The sequence below is a fragment of the Dyadobacter frigoris genome (genome assembly GCF_005280585.1).
GTDB lineage: Bacteria > Bacteroidota > Bacteroidia > Cytophagales > Spirosomataceae > Dyadobacter > Dyadobacter frigoris.
The window spans coordinates 276,628-297,489 of record NZ_SZVO01000008.1 but is presented as its reverse complement, the minus strand read 5'-3'; the positions used below and the strand labels follow the sequence as shown (position 1 = coordinate 297,489).

Here is a 20,862-nt window from a genome sequence, read left to right as displayed (position 1 = left end):
GTAAATATGAAGATAAGTCGGACCAATACGATTTGTCATGAATCACAGATTTTTTTCTTACACAGACTGTGTAAGAAAAAAATCTGAAATAGTATGTACTTAATCTACCTTTAAAGATATATTGGAACCATATAAATCTTTTCCGGTATCAGCGATGATAACGCATTCGTATTTTCCCGGCATCAATGCGTCCAATGGAATTTCAAATACATTGCAATAACCAGGATACATCATCCTGCTGTTAGCGTCGGTCGTTTTTAGCTTATTACCCTGACCGTCATACACTTCCAACACAACGTTAGTTCGTATACCGAATTCACTATTATTCTTCAATTGTACTTTAAGAAGTATATTTTTGGGAGCGACTTTATCAAAAACAATATTCTCAAATGATAATTTAGGGCCTTCGGGGACACCTACATCCAGAATGATTTGTATTGCATACCTGACTTTAGAGTTTACCTGAACTCCTCCCTGCAATTCATTACGGACAGGATCGGCTACTTCAACCATCACAACTTCCCAATATGTTCCGGGAGCGGATCTCTCTTTTTCAAGTTCAATCGTGTACCTTACTACATATTCTTCTCTGCCCGCAAGCATTTTCTCATCCACATTAGTATGAAGTCCATTTCCTAATGATCGCTGATGGCTGTTGGATTCCGGATAATTTGTAGCTTCTCCACAAGCAGGTACCAGATCCTGACGGTATACCAATATACGCGAATCCTTATTCCCGTCATTTCTGACCAGAATTTCTCCCTGAACCTTCGTGGCGGCGTCGGGTATACTGTGTAAATGTGTCAATCCATTAACAATTACAACAGATGCGTAAATAGACTTTGGGAGAACTAATAAAAAGAATAATCTTAATATTAATTTCATTATAACGATAGATACATTTTAAACGAACCAAAATGATATTGGGATTTCAGTTCGTTTAAAAATCAATGTGAGAAATATTGTTATTTTTTCGCGGATTAATTGTCAACCAAAGTATACGTGACAGTCACAGCAGTACTTCCTGAACGCAATGCACCGTAATTGGCATTGTCCAGAACGGTATCAAATGAATACGTCAACTGATGACCATTATTTGCTCCGTTTAGCGTATAAGCACTACCAATTGCAGTAATCAAAGGCTGGTCGGCAGTAGAAAGCGTTATACCAGCATTAGGAGTTCCTTTTGCACCAACCGTACCTGCCGATGCAATCGCTGCAACCAGGTGAATATCCAGTCCCGTAATAACCGGAGCAGCTTTCACATCAACACGTTTTGGAGTCGTTGAGGTTTGAATGGAGGAATAATTCAACCATGTTGTGATATTGTCTTGCGGAGCGTCAAGTTTATTACCGGCTTCGGTAGGGGCAACAAAAGTAGCTGTAAAATCTTTGGTACTGCTGGACTCTAAATCCAGTAATGCTACTTGCGGTACAACGACAGTGATAATGTGGCTATCAATACGTCCATCTACCTGAGCAAATACAGAAGCACATGTTCCCACAGATAAAATCATCGCACAAAGAGATGCGGTACGAGTAAATTTTCTTTTCATAATCAAGTGAATAGTTAAAAATTGTGATAGGGAGAATTGATCCAACTACTTCTACATAATAACTTTTAAATATAATTATATTTATTTATAAAAAGCAAATAATTATATTGTATTTATTTTTATCTATTAACATAAAGTACTAATTATCAAATTAGTATACTTTCGAAATATCAGAATACAAAAAGAAAAACAACTAACATATTGATTAAAAGGTATTTTTTAATCAATATGTCAAACCTGGACATCAATTAGAAATATTTCTACGTATAAAAGAAGTTACATTTGAATTTATCAGAATTTCGTTGGCTATTCCGCACAAAAAAGCAGCATTATTAAGAAAAATATTCTTAATAATGCTGCACTGAATCAGTCTTATTTTTTCCTAAACCCTGTCGTGATGCGGATGTTTGTAAGGATCACGGTAAGGGCGTGTCAACAAAGCATTTGCTTCGCGATCTCCTATAATTTCCCGTTTCTTAGGATCATAAACAATTGGCCTGCCGGTTTTCATGGATAAATTAGCCATGATACAGCTGGCCGTAGAAATATGTCCTTCCTGAATATCAGCAATCGGGCGGCTGCTATTATCTATTGCACTGATAAAATCAAGCATATGCAAACGGGTTGCCGGAGCTGCATTTAATTCAATTTTATCTTCTTTAAGATCTTCCGGATATTTTTCCTTTTCAAATACACAATCTCCATGGATTTTTTCACCCTTTCCTTCCGGGGTAAAATCATAAGACATTGTACTGGCTCTCAGTGTACCTTTTTCACCAAAAAGAGTGAAAGACCAGGGATAATCCGGATCCGCGGGCGTTCCCCAGGATCTGTGCTGCCAGACGCAATTCAGCTCATCATATTCAAAAATGGCGGATTGAGTATCCGCAATATTGGATTTCCCTTCTTTCTGAACGTAAATTCCTCCTGTCGAGCTGATTTTATTTGGCCAGCCCAGCTTTAACATCCAACGGACAGTATCAAACATATGGATACACATATCACCCATAATTCCGTTCCCATATTCCATAAAAGTCCGCCACCAACGTACGTGCGGTGAGCCGTCATAAGGCCGCAACGGCGCCGGGCCAGTCCACATTTCATAGTCCAGAAAATCCGGAACGGCCTGTACCGGAGGATTTCCATTGGCTTTCATGTGGTAATAACAGCACATTTCCACATGTGAAATTTTCCCAAGCAAACCTGCGTCAACGATCTTTTTCTTGGCTTCAATTAAATGAGGTGTACTTTTCCGCTGCGTCCCAACCTGTACCACTTTATTATATTTCCGCGCAGCTGCAACCATCGCCTCTCCTTCCATTACATCCACACTGATCGGCTTTTGCACATAAACGTGGGCACCGGCTTTCACAGCATCGATCATTTGAAGGGAATGCCAGTGATCCGGTGTTCCGACTAACACAATATCAAGCTCGTTTTCAGATAACATTTTTTGATAATTACCATACAATCGTGGCGTTTTGCCTGATTTCTGACGCTGGGTTACCAATTTCGCAGCTTCGGACAGCTGATTTTTATCGACGTCACAAAGTGCAATCACTTCCACCGGAGCTACCTGCATCAGCCGGAACAAATCACTTTTGCCGTACCATCCTGTCCCGATCAGCCCCACACGAAAAGGTTTTGCCGGATTAATTAAATCCATCCCGCGTGCACCAAAAGTACTGAGTGCAAGTGAGGCCGTAGCTCCGTAGAGGAATTGCCGGCGATTGATATTAAAATGGTTCATTTGAGATAAGTTTTCAGGCAGGTTACGCCGGTTTAGTAAATTACATTCTATTAATAAAGCCGGATGACTTTGTAAAATACTTCGACAGCCTGAATGATTTTTTAAAGTACCGAAGATTTAGTATTCATGTGGTATCACTAATTATCTAAAAAAATGTACATTTATCCGATAATTCATTCAACCCCCGATATTTTCTTCAAGAATATGTATTCCAAAAACATCCTGTATCTAACAATTGTAATTGCCCTGCTTTCGGGCTTTGCAGTGATCAAAAAAATTGGCGAATTTGATATGACTTCCGATATTGGAAATCCCAAACTAGTGGGTACTTCCAGTTACGATAAAAATACCAAAGTTTATACGCTAAAAGGTTCCGGATATAACATCTGGTTTGAAAGAGACGAATTTCAGTTTCTTTACAAGGAGCTTCGGGGAGATTTCACAATGACGGCAGATTTTGAATTTGTTGGAAGTGGTAAGGATCCGCACAGAAAAGTTGGCTGGATGGTGAGAGAATCACTTTACGACAATGCTTCGCACGTGAGCGCGGTATTACACGGAGACGGACTGACGGTGCTGCAATGGCGTGTTGCCAAAGGCGACAAAATGCGTGATCCCGAAGACGAAATTTTCAGTAAAGAAAAAGATACACAGACCGTTCAGCTTCAACGAAAAGGTAAGACTTACACGATGTGGACCGCTAAAAAAGGGGAAGAATTGAAAATTGTAGGGACACACAAAATGGATAATCTTCCTGATAAGATCATTGCCGGTATTTTTATATGCTCCCACAATCCGGAGGTTCTGGAAGAAGCCAAAGTTAAAAATCTGCGCATTGTCAAGAATTAATGATTAGGTTTTTAATCAATTTTGACAGCTGCATACAACTTTAAATACGTTTTTTGACTCTTTATTTAAAGTTGCTGAAAAAGGAATGGTCTTTTACCAGTCAGAATTGATTCTCACTTTAATTTAAGTTCATGGATGCAGAGCAAATCATAAAAAGAACCTTCACAAAAAATTATATCCCGGTATACAAACCGGCCAAGCTTCTAAGACCTGAAAACCTTCCGGATGTAATATCAGCATGGAAAGGTCTTGAATTAATTATAGAAGATATTCTGGACGGATTTGATCTGGAACGGATATCATGTATAGAATTTGGTGTTGGATTTGGTTTTTCAACCGCTGCTTTTTCTAATTATTTTGAAAAAGTAACCGGTGTTGACACATTTGAAGCTAAATCGCTTACTGGTGAAAAAGGAGACCATTACGAGGAAACAAAAGCTATTCTTTCTGCTTATAAGAATATACAATTGTTCAAATCGGATTATAGAGATTGGATAAAAAAGGATCAATCCCGGTACAGTTTTGCCCATATTGATATAGTCCACCAATACGAAGAAACATACGAATGTGGATTATGGGCAGCCCGTCATTCCGACTGCACCGTTTTTCACGATACTGAGAGTTTTCCCGAAGTAAGGCAGGCAACGATCGATATTGCCATTCAAACCGGTCAAAGTTTATATAATTATCCGCACCTTAACGGCTTGGGAATTCTGGTTGATAAAGTGGGGATTCTGGAAAGAAATCCTTTTAAATAATGAAACCCGTTAGCTGGAAATCTTCGGCCAACGGGTTTTTTATTATTTCTTCACCAATTCAACTCTTCGGTTACTGGCCCTCCCTTCGGGCGTTTCATTGCTTGCAATGGGTTTGGTTTCTCCAAAACCTTTGGTTGTAATTCTGGATTCATCTACTCCTAACTCAACCAGTTTTGCTTTTACAGCGTCTGATCTTTGCTGTGATAATTTAAGGTTATAGGCATCGTCACCTTCACTATCTGTGTGTCCGCCAATTTCAAATTTCAAGTCCGGGTGGTCCTTTAATATTCCAATTATTTTATTGATCTCACCCATACTTTCCGGTTTTAGCGTCGCTTTGTTATAGTCAAAATTAATTCCGCGGGCTACATAAGTTGCCTTCGTCGTCGATGTCAGCTGTTTGTAAGGATCCTTTCCTCCGCCTGCTATCTGTACATTCCGAATAAAAAGCTGTCTTCCATCAGGTTCTGCCGTATTTCCTTCGCTGTAAATTTTAATAGAAGCTGCTTTTCCGGAAGCAATCGGAGCATTTACAATTCTTTGGTTGTTGAGGTATATTTTCATTCCTCTTTCCGTAGCGGCGATGGAAACATGCACCCATTTGTCATAAATTTCCGCTTCTCCAAAATCATCTACACCCTTGTATTTCCCTCTGAATTCTTTAAATGTCACTGCTCCTGAACTTTCGATGTGAATTCCATTCTCGTAATCACCCAGCTGTTTCGCGTCCATATCCTTATCATCTGAGTGAAAGACAATTTCCAAAGCCCCCTCACTCCCCTCGCCCCGGTATTGCCCCCACTTTTTCCCTTTATTTGAACGAAACAAATAATCAAATTCGACCGAAAACCGTTGTGTCAGATAGTTATACTTTTTCATTCTGGGGTACATCCCGGTGTAAAATCCATCCAGAAATCCGGTAACTGTTTCTCCATTTATCTTTGTTATTTCCACTACACCACCCGTCGGAACCCATAGTGACGGAATTTCTTCTGTTGTTTCTCCAACAAAATTATCTTCGAAAATAACAGAGTCGCCCGGAACAAAATCGAAGTTCAGATATGCTTTAATTGGCAGTTCGGTACCTGGCCCGCCCGCAGCAGTTTCAGCAGAAGATGACTTTGTTTCAGTTGTTGATGAAGTGTTTTGTTTGTCCGGATTTGTTTCTGTTTTTGTATCCGCTTTCTTTCCAGTAACGGCGTCTTCTGCTTTATCCAGACTTTTATTTATCGCTTCATCGGTCTTCTGATTGGCTCTCTGGTTGACTTTATTTCTGACTCTGTTCAAAATATCCTGAGAATAGGACGTCGAACAAAAAAGCGTTAATGATATGCAAAGAAGTAGTAATTTTTTCACGTTGAAATTGTTTAATTTTAAATCAAAAGTAAGAGAAACGCCATCCTGAATAAATAGCACTTTTGTGCCATATCTTAACTTAATATCAGCTGTTTATGAAACCTGCATCACTACGCAACGAAATCATTGGCGCTTATAAAAAATTAAAAAGTTTTTACGACCAGTTGCCACGGGATCCTGATCTGGATTTGTACCTGAACCAGTTCTCATTTGGAGAAGTAATTGAAAAAATATATGCGGTCGGCCCCTATTGCTGGTTTATTTCAGATATGCGAAAAGCCGTTTTTGTAAAGACAGGAGGTGCTTTAAAACAAATGACGGGTTATGGCGAAGATGAAATGTTAGGTAAATCTTTTATCAATGCTGCCCGCTTTACCAGTCCCGAATTTTTATATACGATTGTTCAGGCAGCGGAATATTTCTGGGGCTATTTTTACATGCAACCGCTGGAAAACCGGCTGCATGTAAAATCTTCATACACGTATAAATTTATCCGGAAAGACGGCAGCACTTTTCACGCATTACAGCAGAGCTCCACCATTTTTATCGACAAACAAGGCAACGGCGTTTACCAGTTTGACCTGATCACAGATATCACCCATCTCGATCCAATACCGCAGCTAAGGTTTTTCATACTGGACACAGCCGATTCTAATCATATGAAGAATATTCCTATTCAGCCAGGAATCAATAAAAATCCTGCTATCCTACCCATTACAGCTGCGGAAAAAAGAGTTTTGGAATTAATCGCCCTGGGAAAAAGTATTAAAATGATTGCCGATCAGCTCAAAATCAGCGAAAATACGGTTAAACATCATCGGACAAATATGTTTGCAAAATGTAATGTGAAGAACATGGCTGAACTGACGGCGAAGGCTGTTGGGGAAGGTTGGTTTTTGAAGTAGTGGTAAAACTTATGACGTATCACTTACTTTCAAAATTCGATCTTTGATATATCGACAACAACAAAAGCCCTGCCGTCCCGGTCCCCCCTGCAGTTGTGATTTGCTTTCAAAATTCGATCTTTGATATATCGACAACAACCCTCTGGTAGATGTTCGCTCAGTATCCATAGTTGTGATTTGCTTTCAAAATTCGATCTTTGATATATCGACAACAACACTTTTGTTGTTCTACAACAGATTGAGGAGTTGTGATTTGCTTTCAAAATTCGATCTTTGATATATCGACAACAACCATTTCTTTCAGGATCATCGTAATGGCATTGTTGTGATTTGCTTTCAAAATTCGATCTTTGATATATCGACAACAACGCCTTAATATCCTTATTGGCCTTGCTGTTGTTGTGATTTGCTTTCAAAATTCGATCTTTGATATATCGACAACAACCGCGAAAAATAGAGCACTGAACTTTTTCAGTTGTGATTTGCTTTCAAAATTCGATCTTTGATATATCGACAACAACGCAATGCTTGATTTGACAAACGCAGCTCCGTTGTGATTTGCTTTCAAAATTCGATCTTTGATATATCGACAACAACATCAATTAGCTGTAACCAGACGTTGGAATGTTGTGATTTGCTTTCAAAATTCGATCTTTGATATATCGACAACAACCTGTATATTGTAGATGTGTTTTCCATTTGTGTTGTGATTTGCTTTCAAAATTCGATCTTTGATATATCGACAACAACGCATTAACTCCATCTGTAACAGCAGTAGTGTTGTGATTTGCTTTCAAAATTCGATCTTTGATATATCGACAACAACGTCGTTAATGATCAAAATGCCGTCGGATCTGTTGTGATTTGCTTTCAAAATTCGATCTTTGATATATCGACAACAACCGGAAGGAGTAGCTATTGGTTTGCTTCCAGTTGTGATTTGCTTTCAAAATTCGATCTTTGATATATCGACAACAACTCGCAGATGTTCCGGATCTACCTGCTGATAGTTGTGATTTGCTTTCAAAATTCGATCTTTGATATATCGACAACAACTAAGATCTCCACCTAACTTTGGGTTTCCGGTTGTGATTTGCTTTCAAAATTCGATCTTTGATATATCGACAACAACATTTTTCACTTTTAACAATTTATCATGCCGGTTGTGATTTGCTTTCAAAATTCGATCTTTGATATATCGACAACAACCAACCAACTATATTTAACTGACAAAGCAGGGTTGTGATTTGCTTTCAAAATTCGATCTTTGATATATCGACAACAACTTATTTAAATCTTCTTGTTTAGTGTTACCGTTGTGATTTGCTTTCAAAATTCGATCTTTGATATATCGACAACAACGATGTTATAGATTCTTTAGTTTTCATAATAGTTGTGATTTGCTTTCAAAATTCGATCTTTGATATATCGACAACAACGCAGGAGTCGTGCCTACCGACAACGGAGCGTTGTGATTTGCTTTCAAAATTCGATCTTTGATATATCGACAACAACATTCCAATTAACATTTAGCACGTCGCATAAGTTGTGATTTGCTTTCAAAATTCGATCTTTGATATATCGACAACAACTCTTTTCATCGGAGGGAGTTCATTGTTAAAGTTGTGATTTGCTTTCAAAATTCGATCTTTGATATATCGACAACAACTATACACGCAGCAGGATCATTTAAGGACGTGTTGTGATTTGCTTTCAAAATTCGATCTTTGATATATCGACAACAACTTAGTAGTTTTCATAAGTTTAGAATTTATAGTTGTGATTTGCTTTCAAAATTCGATCTTTGATATATCGACAACAACCATTAATGGTAGCTACATCCGTTGTCGTAGTTGTGATTTGCTTTCAAAATTCGATCTTTGATATATCGACAACAACTCCAAAATAGTTTTTTCATTTATAGTGCTTGTTGTGATTTGCTTTCAAAATTCGATCTTTGATATATCGACAACAACAAGTTTGATCGATATAGCCGCGGCGGTTCCGTTGTGATTTGCTTTCAAAATTCGATCTTTGATATATCGACAACAACTGGGATATGCGGGGAACGCTGAACGTCGAGTTGTGATTTGCTTTCAAAATTCGATCTTTGATATATCGACAACAACCGGATGGCCTTTTTTTATGTGCAGTACCTTGTTGTGATTTGCTTTCAAAATTCGATCTTTGATATATCGACAACAACCCTTATGATCAGCAAAGGTCTTGCGTGCCGTTGTGATTTGCTTTCAAAATTCGATCTTTGATATATCGACAACAACACGGCAATGTCCCTGTAATAATTAGATACTGTTGTGATTTGCTTTCAAAATTCGATCTTTGATATATCGACAACAACTTAAAATGCCGCGTTGAACTTTCTGCATTAGTTGTGATTTGCTTTCAAAATTCGATCTTTGATATATCGACAACAACATCTTGAATATAGCAAAGATCGCGCAGGGCGTTGTGATTTGCTTTCAAAATTCGATCTTTGATATATCGACAACAACTTTACAGGAACTGATGAAATGTTAGACAATGTTGTGATTTGCTTTCAAAATTCGATCTTTGATATATCGACAACAACCCAGCAAACTCAGCAGCTTTAACACCTTCCGTTGTGATTTGCTTTCAAAATTCGATCTTTGATATATCGACAACAACAATCTTTCTGCACATCCGGGACAGTCCACGGTTGTGATTTGCTTTCAAAATTCGATCTTTGATATATCGACAACAACTGGCAATTAATTCTTGAAACAGCTCAGGGTGTTGTGATTTGCTTTCAAAATTCGATCTTTGATATATCGACAACAACCCTCTGGTAGATGTTCGCTCAGTATCCATAGTTGTGATTTGCTTTCAAAATTCGATCTTTGATATATCGACAACAACTAAGATGTAGAGTTAAATAATAGGCTTACGTTGTGATTTGCTTTCAAAATTCGATCTTTGATATATCGACAACAACTTACAGTTTTTCCTTTACCTCTCTCTATAGGTTGTGATTTGCTTTCAAAATTCGATCTTTGATATATCGACAACAACTATAAACAATTTAACCATGCTCCATGTCAGTTGTGATTTGCTTTCAAAATTCGATCTTTGATATATCGACAACAACAACAGCTGATTTTTGTACCTGCAGCACCGCGTTGTGATTTGCTTTCAAAATTCGATCTTTGATATATCGACAACAACCGCTTCTTGCAGCCAGCCCATGACCTGTTGTTGTGATTTGCTTTCAAAATTCGATCTTTGATATATCGACAACAACTAGAGAATTCCAAGCAAGAATTAATGAGCTGTTGTGATTTGCTTTCAAAATTCGATCTTTGATATATCGACAACAACAAGAATTCCCACATAATGTCCTGCATTGTCGTTGTGATTTGCTTTCAAAATTCGATCTTTGATATATCGACAACAACGAACCTGAAGTATTTCATTATATTTTGTCAGTTGTGATTTGCTTTCAAAATTCGATCTTTGATATATCGACAACAACATCAAAACCTTTGGCCGTACCAAGCTCCATGTTGTGATTTGCTTTCAAAATTCGATCTTTGATATATCGACAACAACTTCTCGTATCTGGGAGATTTGCAAAGCTAAGTTGTGATTTGCTTTCAAAATTCGATCTTTGATATATCGACAACAACGCATCGTCTGCACAGACGATGCAGCTCCTAGTTGTGATTTGCTTTCAAAATTCGATCTTTGATATATCGACAACAACACCGTCCCGTCGCTTTGGATAACAATTTTGGTTGTGATTTGCTTTCAAAATTCGATCTTTGATATATCGACAACAACAGATATACTAGCAATTGACTACGATATGCTGTTGTGATTTGCTTTCAAAATTCGATCTTTGATATATCGACAACAACCAACGGTCAGATACGACACAATTAGAAATAGTTGTGATTTGCTTTCAAAATTCGATCTTTGATATATCGACAACAACTAAAATATGCCCTATACCTCGTGCCACTGGTTGTGATTTGCTTTCAAAATTCGATCTTTGATATATCGACAACAACCCGGTTAGTTCGTTGATAACGAAAGAGCGGTTGTGATTTGCTTTCAAAATTCGATCTTTGATATATCGACAACAACTTTATCAAGAATTTAGAAGCTCGTTGTATTGTTGTGATTTGCTTTCAAAATTCGATCTTTGATATATCGACAACAACAGGTGTAAATTTACTTCCTTCACTAACTTAGTTGTGATTTGCTTTCAAAATTCGATCTTTGATATATCGACAACAACTATATACCTGATAATGAGAATACTACAGTGTTGTGATTTGCTTTCAAAATTCGATCTTTGATATATCGACAACAACAAGTTTGGCAATTCCGTTTCTGCTGCCTAGTTGTGATTTGCTTTCAAAATTCGATCTTTGATATATCGACAACAACAATTTCGAAAGAAAGTGTTTATCCTAACAGTTGTGATTTGCTTTCAAAATTCGATCTTTGATATATTGCATATTCCGGGAAAACTTTACCACCGTTCCGAGCTGTATATTTACCAGTAATTCCGAAGGAAACTTTACCAGCAGCTAAGTACTTACATCACTGAGGATGTCAAGTTGAACATTCAATATTAGTTTTTTATTTTCGTCTTCTCAAGGAGCTCCCCACAAGATCAATTTTATTTGCCGATGCTGTCAGTCGATCGAGCACTGCGTCGGCAACTGAAGGTTCGTTTATGAACTCATGCCATTTGTCTACGGGCAGCTGCGAGGTAACGATAGTAGCGGATTTTCCATACCTGTCTTCCAGAATATCCAGCATAGCCAGCCTTGCGTCCGGCGATAGTGGTTTCAGACCAAAGTCATCAAGAATCAGTACCTGATGGCCCGCTATATTACGGATCCATTTCAGGTAAGAACCATCGAGCTTTGCCTGAGACAGGTTTTCCAGGAATTTATTCATCGAAAAGTATAAGGTCTTATAGCCCAGCAAGCAGCAGCTGCGACCTATTGCGCACGCTAAAAAGCTTTTACCTGTTCCGGTTTGACCACAGATAAGTATATTTTCAGCTTTCTCAATAAACATTCCGTCAGATAACCGTAGCAGCATCTCTCGGGACAGCCCCCTTTCGGGGGTGCAGATAACTTCTTCAAGCAGGGCGTTGTAACGTAGTTTGCTGTTCTTTAGCAACCTTTCTGTTCGGTAATGATTTCTGTATTCGAGCTCGGACTGGCACAGTAAAGCAATGAGTGAATGTGCGTCTTCTTGTTGATGTGAGGGCAGTGCCAAAGCGGCTTGATAGCGTTTAGCCATGCCCGTAAGTTTAAGAGCATTTAGCTGCTCCACAGTGATTTGAGTGTTCATGATCAGTACTGTTTATTAAATTGTTTTATAAAAATCTGCACCTCTGATGTTGGTATGGGCCGGAATCTGGGAAGGTAATTCGGTAAGTTCTACGATCAGATCCATATTGTTTTTAAGGATCGTTTTAACTACACCATAATTGTATTTACTTCCCATCAGGGCTCTTTTACAAGCTGATTCCACTCTGGCAGGACCATATTCTGTAATGAGCCTCAGTATACCAAGGCAAGGGCCGTAGGCCTGGTGAATCGTTATTTTACTTTGCATTAGCTTATCAAAAAACTCCCGGGTAAAGACACCATTTTCAGAGGCCTTTCTGAGGTAGTATTCCGGATTCCATCCTTTTTGTTCAGCAATCCTTTTATGATTCTCGGGCATGTGCTCCCATTCGGTAGTGTAGGCATGTTTTTTAAAACTTCTCTTATGAAGAGCAATCCGCTCCTGACGGTGGTAGATCTCTACACAATCGCTATCGTACACAATCTGTACTTCTTTACCTACATAGGTGCTGGGAACGCTGTAAAAGTGCCAGTCTTCGCCTACCACGACGTAGTAGTTTTTATGTACTTTGCCCCGTGTGTAATGACGGAGTTCATAAGGTGTCTGAGGCAAGGGTTGTAATAAGGGCTTTTCCTCAGAGTTAAATAGCTGGTATCTGCTGTATGTTTTCTTTTGAAAGTTTTGCCGGTGATGTTCTTCAAGCTTTTGAAGAATGGCGTTATTCAGCTCGGTACGGCTATGGAAAGTTGTATTGCGGATCAGGGCGTAAACACGACGGTAGGTGATCAATACCTGATTCTCTACAGAAGGCTTGTCTTTGGGGAAACCTGGTCTGGTGGCCAACAGGCCTATGTGGTTATGGATAGACCACTGCTCAAGCATCTGTGGAAAGGTCGGCTCATAACGACAGGATTTGCTTACCCACTGTCTCATGTTGTCTGAGATTGCATTTAAGGGCACTCCACCCAGGTAATTGAGCATGTTGTTCAAGCCTTTGATTACCTGCGGCAGGCTCGCATTGTCAAGGGCTTCCACATAAGCGTAACCGCTGAACGGCAGCACACCGATTAGTACGGGACATTCGATTATCTCACCACTTTTCTTATCGACATAATGCAGTTTTGAGCCCGCAAAGTCGATCTCCATCAGCTCGGCTGGATTATGGCTAAAATGCATACTGGGCTTCCTGCGGCCCGTTTCTATATCAAGAAGTTCACAGAACCTGGAGTACTGAAAACCAGAAGGGTGCGCTTCGAGGTATTCCTGCCAAAGAAGCTGACGGGTGACACCAACCCTTTTTAATTCCAGTATAAAGTAATCAATCTGGTCTAAAAACTGGCTTTTACGCGTATCCCGGACCTGCTCCTTTTCTGGTTTATTCCCTTCAATAATGGAGTGCAGCTGATGATCACTAAGGGTTAAAAGGGTATTATAATCACTTCCGGTTTCCAAAAACAATCTGGCGTACTGATGCACAGTCTGCCTTGAAATGCCGGTTTGCTTCACAATAGAGCGCTCGGAATAGCCTCGTTTCAGGAATAAAAGTATCTGACGTAATTTTTGCATACTAAGTGATTTATTAGCCATTCTCCGGATAGTTTTTGATCGTAATCAAATGTATCCCAGAACGGTATGAAATCCTCAGTGGTAAAGTATGTAGCGGAAAATCCGGTAAAGTATCTGTCGAAATGACAGATTTTTAATGCCCTGATTTTACTTCCAATTGGTAAAGTTTGCAGCGGAATAACTGGTAAAACCTACCGCGGAATAACTGGTAAACTATTCCGGAACACTGGTAAAGCATGTTCGGAATTTCTGGTAAAATATGAAATCGGAATCGTGGTAAACTATAGAGTGGAATATGCAATATATCGACAACAACTTACCAATGTCTGATTCAATGATCCTGCATGTTGTGATTTGCTTTCAAAATTCGATCTTTGATATATCGACAACAACTATGTATATGTTGGGACTTTTTCTACTGAGTTGTGATTTGCTTTCAAAATTCGATCTTTGATATATCGACAACAACCACTGGCTGTTTTATCCTTTTCTACTTCACGTTGTGATTTGCTTTCAAAATTCGATCTTTGATATATCGACAACAACTTCAGTCCCTTCTGGCATCGCTCAGAGATAGTTGTGATTTGCTTTCAAAATTCGATCTTTGATATATCGACAACAACTTGTCCGAAATCCTTTATGACATCGATCATGTTGTGATTTGCTTTCAAAATTCGATCTTTGATATATCGACAACAACGATCTTCCAATTGATTGGTCTATTGGCTGGGTTGTGATTTGCTTTCAAAATTCGATCTTTGATATATCGACAACAACCCTGAATCTTTTCAGGGAACAGAAAAGGGTGTTGTGATTTGCTTTCAAAATTCGATCTTTGATATATCGACAACAACTGCAAGAGCATTTAAAAAACTTGGAAGTAGTTGTGATTTGCTTTCAAAATTCGATCTTTGATATATCGACAACAACGCGCAACGTCTATAATTGAATTTAGCAACGGTTGTGATTTGCTTTCAAAATTCGATCTTTGATATATCGACAACAACATACTATGGATTATTTATCTAGTAATCAATTAGTTACAGTCGACATATCAAAGAAAAAAAATCGGAATATCTTAACAGATTTCCGATTTTTTTTGTCATTTTAATTATCCTATTCTAAAACATTTCAAGCTGTTGAGGGACATTTGGCCTGTCTTTCACTTTTCTGGCCTGAAATAGCTCCATCATTCCAAACTGTTTGTCAGTAATTGTTAAAATTCCTACGTACCCTTTTTCAGGTAAAAACCCTTTAACCCTTTTGATATGTACATCTGCATTTTCGCGGCTGGAACAATGTCGCAGATAAATAGAAAACTGAAACATAGCGAAACCGTCTTTCATCAAATCCTTGCGAAATCCGGCATGATCTTTCTTCTCCTTTTTCGTTTCAGTTGGCAGGTCAAAAAGTACAAGTATCCACAAAATTCTATATTCGTTTAAACGCATGATAGACAGAGTTATGACCAATTTAATCCGGGAGATGAATTACAGAATAATTGGATAATTGATTTTACGTTGCTTTCCCTCATAACATTTCACCAGTGATGAGGTCGTTTTTTGAAGTCCAACCATTAATGGGCTGGTTTCGTTATCAATCATAATATCACAACTGGCTATATCCATCAACTTTGATTTCAGGGAAGTTGACAATTCCAGAAAGTTTTCGCCATTATCTTTAATTTTCAAGACAATTTGATCTACAAATGGCCGGTATGGTTCCATAATATCATCCGCCAGACAATAGGCATTATATTGATTGTGATGATGAATACCCAACGTGGGCAGAAGCCCGGAAGAGACCAATCCTCTTGCTACAATGGCACGTAAAATCGCGTAGCCATAATTGAGTAAATTGTTAGGTGGATTACCTTCACGTCCTCGAAAAAATTCGACTTTCTTTGGAAATACATTTTTCCAGTAATATGCGGCAGCCCTTCCTTCAAAATTATCAGGATCACCGGAACGAACACTTTTTACCCAATGAAGCATATTTTCCATTGGAATTCCACGCTCACGAAGTACTGCCGCCTGATTATAGATCTTAGCCTGAATAGTTTGTTGCCACAATTGTTTTTTAAGCGGCTGTGAAGCTTCTATCTGGTACCGGTAGGTTTTACTTTGTAATCCATTACCTTCAAGCGGCAGCAATAAGCCGGTAGGATGATGAGAATGATTGCAGGTGATAATCGCGACATTATTTTCAAGCAATGCCGCAATACAGCCATGTGTGATGGTAATTTGTTTATGTTCCAGAATAAGTACACCAATATCTTCAATCGCTATTGATTTCTTGGAATGTTCTTCTCCAAATTCACGCAAATGTGGAAGATCAATACTTAATTGGGCATTATTAAGGCTCAGATATGCGGGATTACCGAAGTGAAGCGTTCGTTTAATCATATAATTTGGGAGGATTATGACATTGAGTCCTCCCAAATTATAAATTAGTAGTTACATATCGAAAATTCCGTCGGAATTGTTATTTAACGGCAGTTAAAATACTAATATTCACCGACTTTCACAATTTTCCCAATGTGGTTGACACGAACTTTGATTATGTTCTCAAAATTTGACACACTCTTTATGCTTTTATAGGCTACATCCTTTAAAGCCTTTTTTTCTTCAACAGAAGTTTCAAGATGATGTCTAAAAACATAGTCACGAACAGAAGAATTTCCATACGTGACTTTTGAAAATTTTTGAACTCTGAATAAATTTGGGCTAATTAGTTTATTGTTAGCCGAATTCAACAAATCAACCTCAGAAGGATCAAAATCGGATGCAGGAAAAACAAAATACTCATTTTGTTTCATGGAAAAGAGAAATTTCCATCCTTTATCTTGATTATATGATCGGTCAATGATAGAAAGTCCCTGATTAACGCGCTCAACAGTTTCATAAAATGATATTACCTGATCCTGCAAGTTTCCTTCCTCATCACGGTATATCGCTACATGATGATTACTTCCCGTACTCACAAAATCAGTAGGAATACGTTTGCCAAGATTATCTTCAACGTAATTACCAAGATTATCCTTCTTATAATGAAGAGACTCAGCATTTTTCACACCGCTTATCTTCACTCTTTTTATAGCAATTCCCGCTTTTTCATTTAGCCAAATTGGATTTTTATCAAGATTCGAGAACGCTTCTTTGGCATTACCATCAAAATCCATTAGTCTGTTTTCCAAAATTTTGCGAATACCGGAATCAATAACTTTGTCAATTTTCAAATCAGGCGTAATTTCTTTCCGAATTGTAAAATCATCTTCAAGCCACACAAGTTTTACTTTTTCAGGGACAACATCCACTTTTCCAGAATTAATATAAATTGGTTTTTTAATTAATGAATTGGCTCCGGTAAAGGCTTTTTTAGGATCATTTTCATTGTTAAGAAGTCTGTCTGTTAGCAAATCCCGGTAAGTACTGTTAGCGACAGTTTTAATAGTTTCAAGGTCAAACTTAGCACCTATTTTTTCTTCTTTCGTTTTGTACTGCCGGATTCTTCCATAAACAGTCTCTTTGTGCAATGCGCCACGTGGCGTTAATTCAATTCGCGTTTTAGTGCCATTTTTAACTTTTACCTTATTTTTATTTTTCGTAGTAACTTTATTTTTTGATTTACAAGAGATCAGAAGATTTTCAAGATGACTTTTAGCTTCATTTCTGAAATTAGGAAGTGGTGCTTTAAACTTTCTTTTCTTACTTCCGTTTTCTCCTTCTAGAAAAGTTATCTTTTGTTCAATACCGTAAATTTCTTTTCCTTTTTTATCCTCTTTATTCTTAGCATTAAGATTATTGAGATATTGAATATGTTCGTGTCGTGTAAATGCAATCGTTAATGCATCCATACCATGGTGACGATGATCATTTCTCTTTGTCCATTCAGTGATTCGTTCCTTAAAACTTCCATCCTTTTTTTCGACCATTTCAGTCAGACCAAGTTTCCGGAATTTATCCATATTCAATTCCTGCATTACGTTGACAAGGTTCCAATCTTCCCGGAGACGATCTGTAACGCTTCCAGTTGTCGATACCACCGTTCTGCAAATCCGGAGTAACATTTGTTTCGCCTTTTTTGCAATGTATTGGCTGTCCCGAAGATCTCGTTCAATAAAGCCCTCTCCAATATCGCTACCTTTCATCAGCAATTTTTTATATTTTGCTTTACTGATAGACCCATCTTTTGTTTTAAACATCATTTCCACTCTGGCCAAATAATCTTTGAGATCATTAGAATAGGTGTTGGAAATAAAGTCGTATGCAGTTGCCTTATCCTTATTTGCATTTACAGACCTTGGAACAATGGTTTTATTTGAAAAACTATCGTCAAAGAGCCTGGACTTGGGAATGATATGTTCTATATCATATTTATTTGTAAACAATTCCTGCGGCGAAATATAATGATTCGTGTATAAATCTTTATAACTGTTCAGTTTTAATTCATCATATAATTTGAACCTAATGATATCATTTCTTGTAGGATTTTTAACACCAAACTCATTTATCAGTTTCTTTCTAATAGCCTCATGATTAGTCTTTGCCGAGTTAATCTGAGAAGTCATCTCCTCACGCTCTTTTGCATTCTTTTTTAGCTCCCTTGCCAGTTCAATTCTTATCTCATCCGGCCTACCCAAAGACGGATCATCAATAATTGCATTTACGACATTTACCATTTGATTGAGAATCTTTTCAACCACAGGGTTTCGCAAACTGTTTTTTGGTAATATTTTCAATCTTTCCTTTAAATCACGATTGTCGTTTTCTTCTTTTGTGATTGAAGAAGAATCCTTATAGCCGGCTAGTAACCTGGCACTTAAAGAGCCGTCAAATTTAGATTCACCTGATAGCGGGTGTCCCGCCTTTAAAAAGGGAAGTATTTTACGAATCGCTTTGGCACTAAGATTTCCGTAATCATTTTCAAAATTAATGTTGGACAACAATATTGCATGCTCCTTTTTGAAGCCAAATTTAGATTGAAGTATTTCCAGAAGTTGTTTATCACCAGTTGTACTACTGTCATCCGTGTAGGAATAAAGAAGATGCCAGAACAGATAGGCAGGTTGTTTTTCAAATGCCTTACCATCCAGATCAGCACTAAAATTAAGTATAGAAATTTCAATACCCATTGATTCAAAAAAGGAAAGAATTAATTCTTTAATCTCTTTTCCCGAAAAATCAGATAAGACATACTCTTCGTGCCCTTCCAATTCCAGCATTTTTAGAAATGTTTCATAAAATATCTGATTGGTCTTATTTCCTTCCAGACTCGAAAAATTGGCATCCCATTCTTTTGGATTATATCCCAGTATATTAAGCGCATCATCAGTTTTCAAATTTCCTTTTGAATTCAGTTCTTCAAAAAGAATTCCTTTCGCGTCCAGATCCAGTGGAATAATTTCTTTCGATTTCTTATTTTGAAAAAGTAGATTATTTAAATTTTGCCAGATTTTGAATTCCTGAAAAAGCGGGGAAGATTTTGGTATGACCTTTGCTCCAATAGTCCGCGTAACCTTTTTGCCATCTATTTCAAGATCAATTTCCTTGTTTTCTAACTCGCAAATACCTACCTGGCCTTTTTGCGATTTTAGTTTTCTCTGGTAAAAAATGATTATATCTCTAATCTCAATTTTCAAATCCTTGGTAAGCTCCGAATGATATCTAGACTGAGTTTCCCAAATTGTTTCAAATTCATCAAAATAGTCCTGACGATAAAAAACCTGACCTTTCATTCTCGAATGGGGGCTAACCAATAATTGTTTGTACAAATATTGGCCAATAGTTTCCTTATTGAAATAAAGCTCTTTACTTCTGTCACTAATCTCGCCAAGGTATCCGCTGGAATTACTGATATTGTTGTTCACTTCCGTCAGGACGTAGGCAACCTCTTCCGCACTGAGTTTTGTGTTAATAGCCTTACTTCTCCATTCATAACTTCTCAGTCTCTTTTCAGCTTTTGTCCCCTTATTTTCAGCAGTATTAAACTTATACCTATTCCAAAATGACGCCGCTGTTGCGCGCTGACCCTTTCCAGCAATTTCATTTTTAAATCCATCAGTTAAAATGTCCGGATAAAATGATTGGTGAAAGTCCCAAATCCCGTTAAACTCAGTTTGTAGATCAGAGCGATAAAAATCAGGGAGAACCTTTCTACCTTCTTTCAGTAATGCACAACTGAGTTGCCCAGGCGTTAAATTTTCATCATAAAGTCTTTTGGCAATAGCCATTCCGTCAATAGCCTGGCCTTCTTCTTCGTTTTTAGCCTTTCTACTGCTTTTATAACCCCGTTTTTTATTTATCATTAACAAAATTCTGGCGAGTTCCTCTTTTTCAACTTTCTCGGAAGCTGCTCGTGCTCTAATCTCAAAAGTAGAATGAGTGGTATTTTTATCGTTTTCAGCCAAAACTGAATCACTTGTAATAAGATTATTATTTTTTAAAACCTCTACCAGATTTTCACGGCGTTGTTTATAACGTTGTAAATTTCTTCTAGCTCCTCTTTTAAGTGTTCTGTCTGCGTTAACAGATACAGGCTTACCTTTTTCAAAATTGGTCTGTTCGTCTGTTGTAAGCGGATTAACTCTTACACCAATTTTCTTAATTTCGGAATATTCTTGGTTATCAGCTTCTATTACAAATGCCCAACCAATTGAGGTTGTGCCTAAATCAAGACCTAGTATTTTTTTGCTCATATTTGGGAGGGACAGTTTTATTTTATCAAAAATAATTTAAATATCCAATATTTTGTCACTTGTTTTATATTAT

Annotated in this window: 12 protein-coding genes and 2 CRISPR repeat arrays; of the genes, 3 read left to right on the top strand and 9 right to left on the bottom strand. The window is 37.8% G+C overall.

Features of this window, described 5'->3' with window-relative positions:
* Positions 1–99: 99 nt before the first annotated feature.
* The 3 genes from FDK13_RS18475 to FDK13_RS18465 form a co-directional block, all read right to left on the bottom strand.
* The gene (locus FDK13_RS18475) at positions 100–885 is read right to left on the bottom strand and encodes a hypothetical protein (RefSeq protein WP_137341490.1); all 786 of its coding nucleotides are present in this window, start codon (positions 883–885) and stop codon (positions 100–102) included.
* 95 nt (positions 886–980) lie between these two features.
* A complete protein-coding gene (locus tag FDK13_RS18470; protein WP_170982834.1) occupies positions 981–1,556 on the bottom strand; it encodes a hypothetical protein in 576 nt (191 codons plus the stop codon).
* Positions 1,557–1,938: 382 nt separating this feature from the next.
* Positions 1,939–3,306 carry a Gfo/Idh/MocA family protein gene (locus FDK13_RS18465; protein WP_137341489.1) on the bottom strand — a complete coding sequence of 456 codons (1,368 nt, stop codon included), beginning with the start codon at positions 3,304–3,306 and terminating at the stop codon, positions 1,939–1,941.
* A gap of 153 nt (positions 3,307–3,459) precedes the next feature.
* Here FDK13_RS18465 and FDK13_RS18460 point away from each other — a divergent pair, with 153 nt between their 5' ends.
* Both FDK13_RS18460 and FDK13_RS18455 read left to right on the top strand, forming a co-directional pair.
* Positions 3,460–4,155, top strand: coding sequence for a hypothetical protein (locus tag FDK13_RS18460; RefSeq protein ID WP_229216097.1), 696 nt, complete (start codon positions 3,460–3,462; stop codon positions 4,153–4,155).
* A gap of 131 nt (positions 4,156–4,286) precedes the next feature.
* Complete coding sequence (locus tag FDK13_RS18455) at positions 4,287–4,913, top strand: class I SAM-dependent methyltransferase (protein ID WP_137341488.1); 627 nt, start codon at positions 4,287–4,289, stop codon at positions 4,911–4,913.
* Positions 4,914–4,955: 42 nt separating this feature from the next.
* On the opposite strand, the gene FDK13_RS18450 is transcribed toward FDK13_RS18455, so the two are convergent.
* A complete protein-coding gene (locus FDK13_RS18450) occupies positions 4,956–6,269 on the bottom strand; it encodes an OmpA family protein (RefSeq protein WP_137341487.1) in 1,314 nt (437 codons plus the stop codon).
* Between the two features lie 95 nt (positions 6,270–6,364).
* Here FDK13_RS18450 and FDK13_RS18445 point away from each other — a divergent pair, with 95 nt between their 5' ends.
* The gene (locus FDK13_RS18445; RefSeq protein WP_137341486.1) at positions 6,365–7,174 is read left to right on the top strand and encodes a LuxR C-terminal-related transcriptional regulator; all 810 of its coding nucleotides are present in this window, start codon (positions 6,365–6,367) and stop codon (positions 7,172–7,174) included.
* A 15-nt stretch (positions 7,175–7,189) separates the two neighbouring features.
* Positions 7,190–11,681: a CRISPR direct-repeat array (repeat unit 47 nt; unit sequence GTTGTGATTTGCTTTCAAAATTCGATCTTTGATATATCGACAACAAC).
* A gap of 119 nt (positions 11,682–11,800) precedes the next feature.
* Here the strand turns inward: FDK13_RS18445 and istB are convergent.
* The 5 genes from istB to cas9 all read right to left on the bottom strand — a co-directional run bounded on the left by istB (position 11,801) and on the right by cas9 (position 20,789).
* Positions 11,801–12,526 (bottom strand): IS21-like element helper ATPase IstB, encoded by a 726-nt coding sequence (istB, locus tag FDK13_RS18440; protein WP_137341485.1) that lies wholly within the window; start codon positions 12,524–12,526, stop codon positions 11,801–11,803.
* Positions 12,527–12,541: 15 nt separating this feature from the next.
* Complete coding sequence (istA, locus tag FDK13_RS18435; protein WP_220417381.1) at positions 12,542–14,113, bottom strand: IS21 family transposase; 1,572 nt, start codon at positions 14,111–14,113, stop codon at positions 12,542–12,544.
* A gap of 325 nt (positions 14,114–14,438) precedes the next feature.
* Positions 14,439–15,099: a CRISPR direct-repeat array (repeat unit 47 nt; unit sequence GTTGTGATTTGCTTTCAAAATTCGATCTTTGATATATCGACAACAAC).
* Positions 15,100–15,213: 114 nt separating this feature from the next.
* On the bottom strand, positions 15,214–15,543 hold the full coding sequence (cas2, locus tag FDK13_RS18430) for a CRISPR-associated endonuclease Cas2 (protein ID WP_220417380.1): 330 nt from the start codon (positions 15,541–15,543) through the stop codon (positions 15,214–15,216).
* A 39-nt stretch (positions 15,544–15,582) separates the two neighbouring features.
* Positions 15,583–16,497: a type II CRISPR-associated endonuclease Cas1 gene (gene cas1, locus FDK13_RS18425; protein ID WP_137341484.1), complete on the bottom strand. Its 915-nt coding sequence runs from the start codon at positions 16,495–16,497 to the stop codon at positions 15,583–15,585.
* Positions 16,498–16,598: 101 nt separating this feature from the next.
* Positions 16,599–20,789 (bottom strand): type II CRISPR RNA-guided endonuclease Cas9, encoded by a 4,191-nt coding sequence (cas9, locus tag FDK13_RS18420; protein ID WP_137341483.1) that lies wholly within the window; start codon positions 20,787–20,789, stop codon positions 16,599–16,601.
* Between the last annotated feature and the right edge of the window lie 73 nt (positions 20,790–20,862).

Excerpts from the sequence above, each read along its gene's own strand:
- FDK13_RS18465 (WP_137341489.1), bottom strand. The coding sequence starts at position 3,306 with ATGAACCATTTTAATATCAATCGCCGGCAATTCCTCTACGGAGCTACG.
- cas1 (WP_137341484.1), bottom strand. The coding sequence starts at position 16,497 with ATGATTAAACGAACGCTTCACTTCGGTAATCCCGCATATCTGAGCCTT.
- FDK13_RS18445 (WP_137341486.1), top strand. The coding sequence starts at position 6,365 with ATGAAACCTGCATCACTACGCAACGAAATCATTGGCGCTTATAAAAAA.
- istA (WP_220417381.1), bottom strand. The coding sequence starts at position 14,113 with ATGGCTAATAAATCACTTAGTATGCAAAAATTACGTCAGATACTTTTA.
- FDK13_RS18455 (WP_137341488.1), top strand. The coding sequence starts at position 4,287 with ATGGATGCAGAGCAAATCATAAAAAGAACCTTCACAAAAAATTATATC.
- cas2 (WP_220417380.1), bottom strand. The coding sequence starts at position 15,543 with ATGCGTTTAAACGAATATAGAATTTTGTGGATACTTGTACTTTTTGAC.
- FDK13_RS18475 (WP_137341490.1), bottom strand. The coding sequence starts at position 885 with ATGAAATTAATATTAAGATTATTCTTTTTATTAGTTCTCCCAAAGTCT.
- FDK13_RS18470 (WP_170982834.1), bottom strand. The coding sequence starts at position 1,556 with ATGAAAAGAAAATTTACTCGTACCGCATCTCTTTGTGCGATGATTTTA.
- istB (WP_137341485.1), bottom strand. The coding sequence starts at position 12,526 with ATGAACACTCAAATCACTGTGGAGCAGCTAAATGCTCTTAAACTTACG.
- FDK13_RS18460 (WP_229216097.1), top strand. The coding sequence starts at position 3,460 with ATGTACATTTATCCGATAATTCATTCAACCCCCGATATTTTCTTCAAG.
- cas9 (WP_137341483.1), bottom strand. The coding sequence starts at position 20,789 with ATGAGCAAAAAAATACTAGGTCTTGATTTAGGCACAACCTCAATTGGT.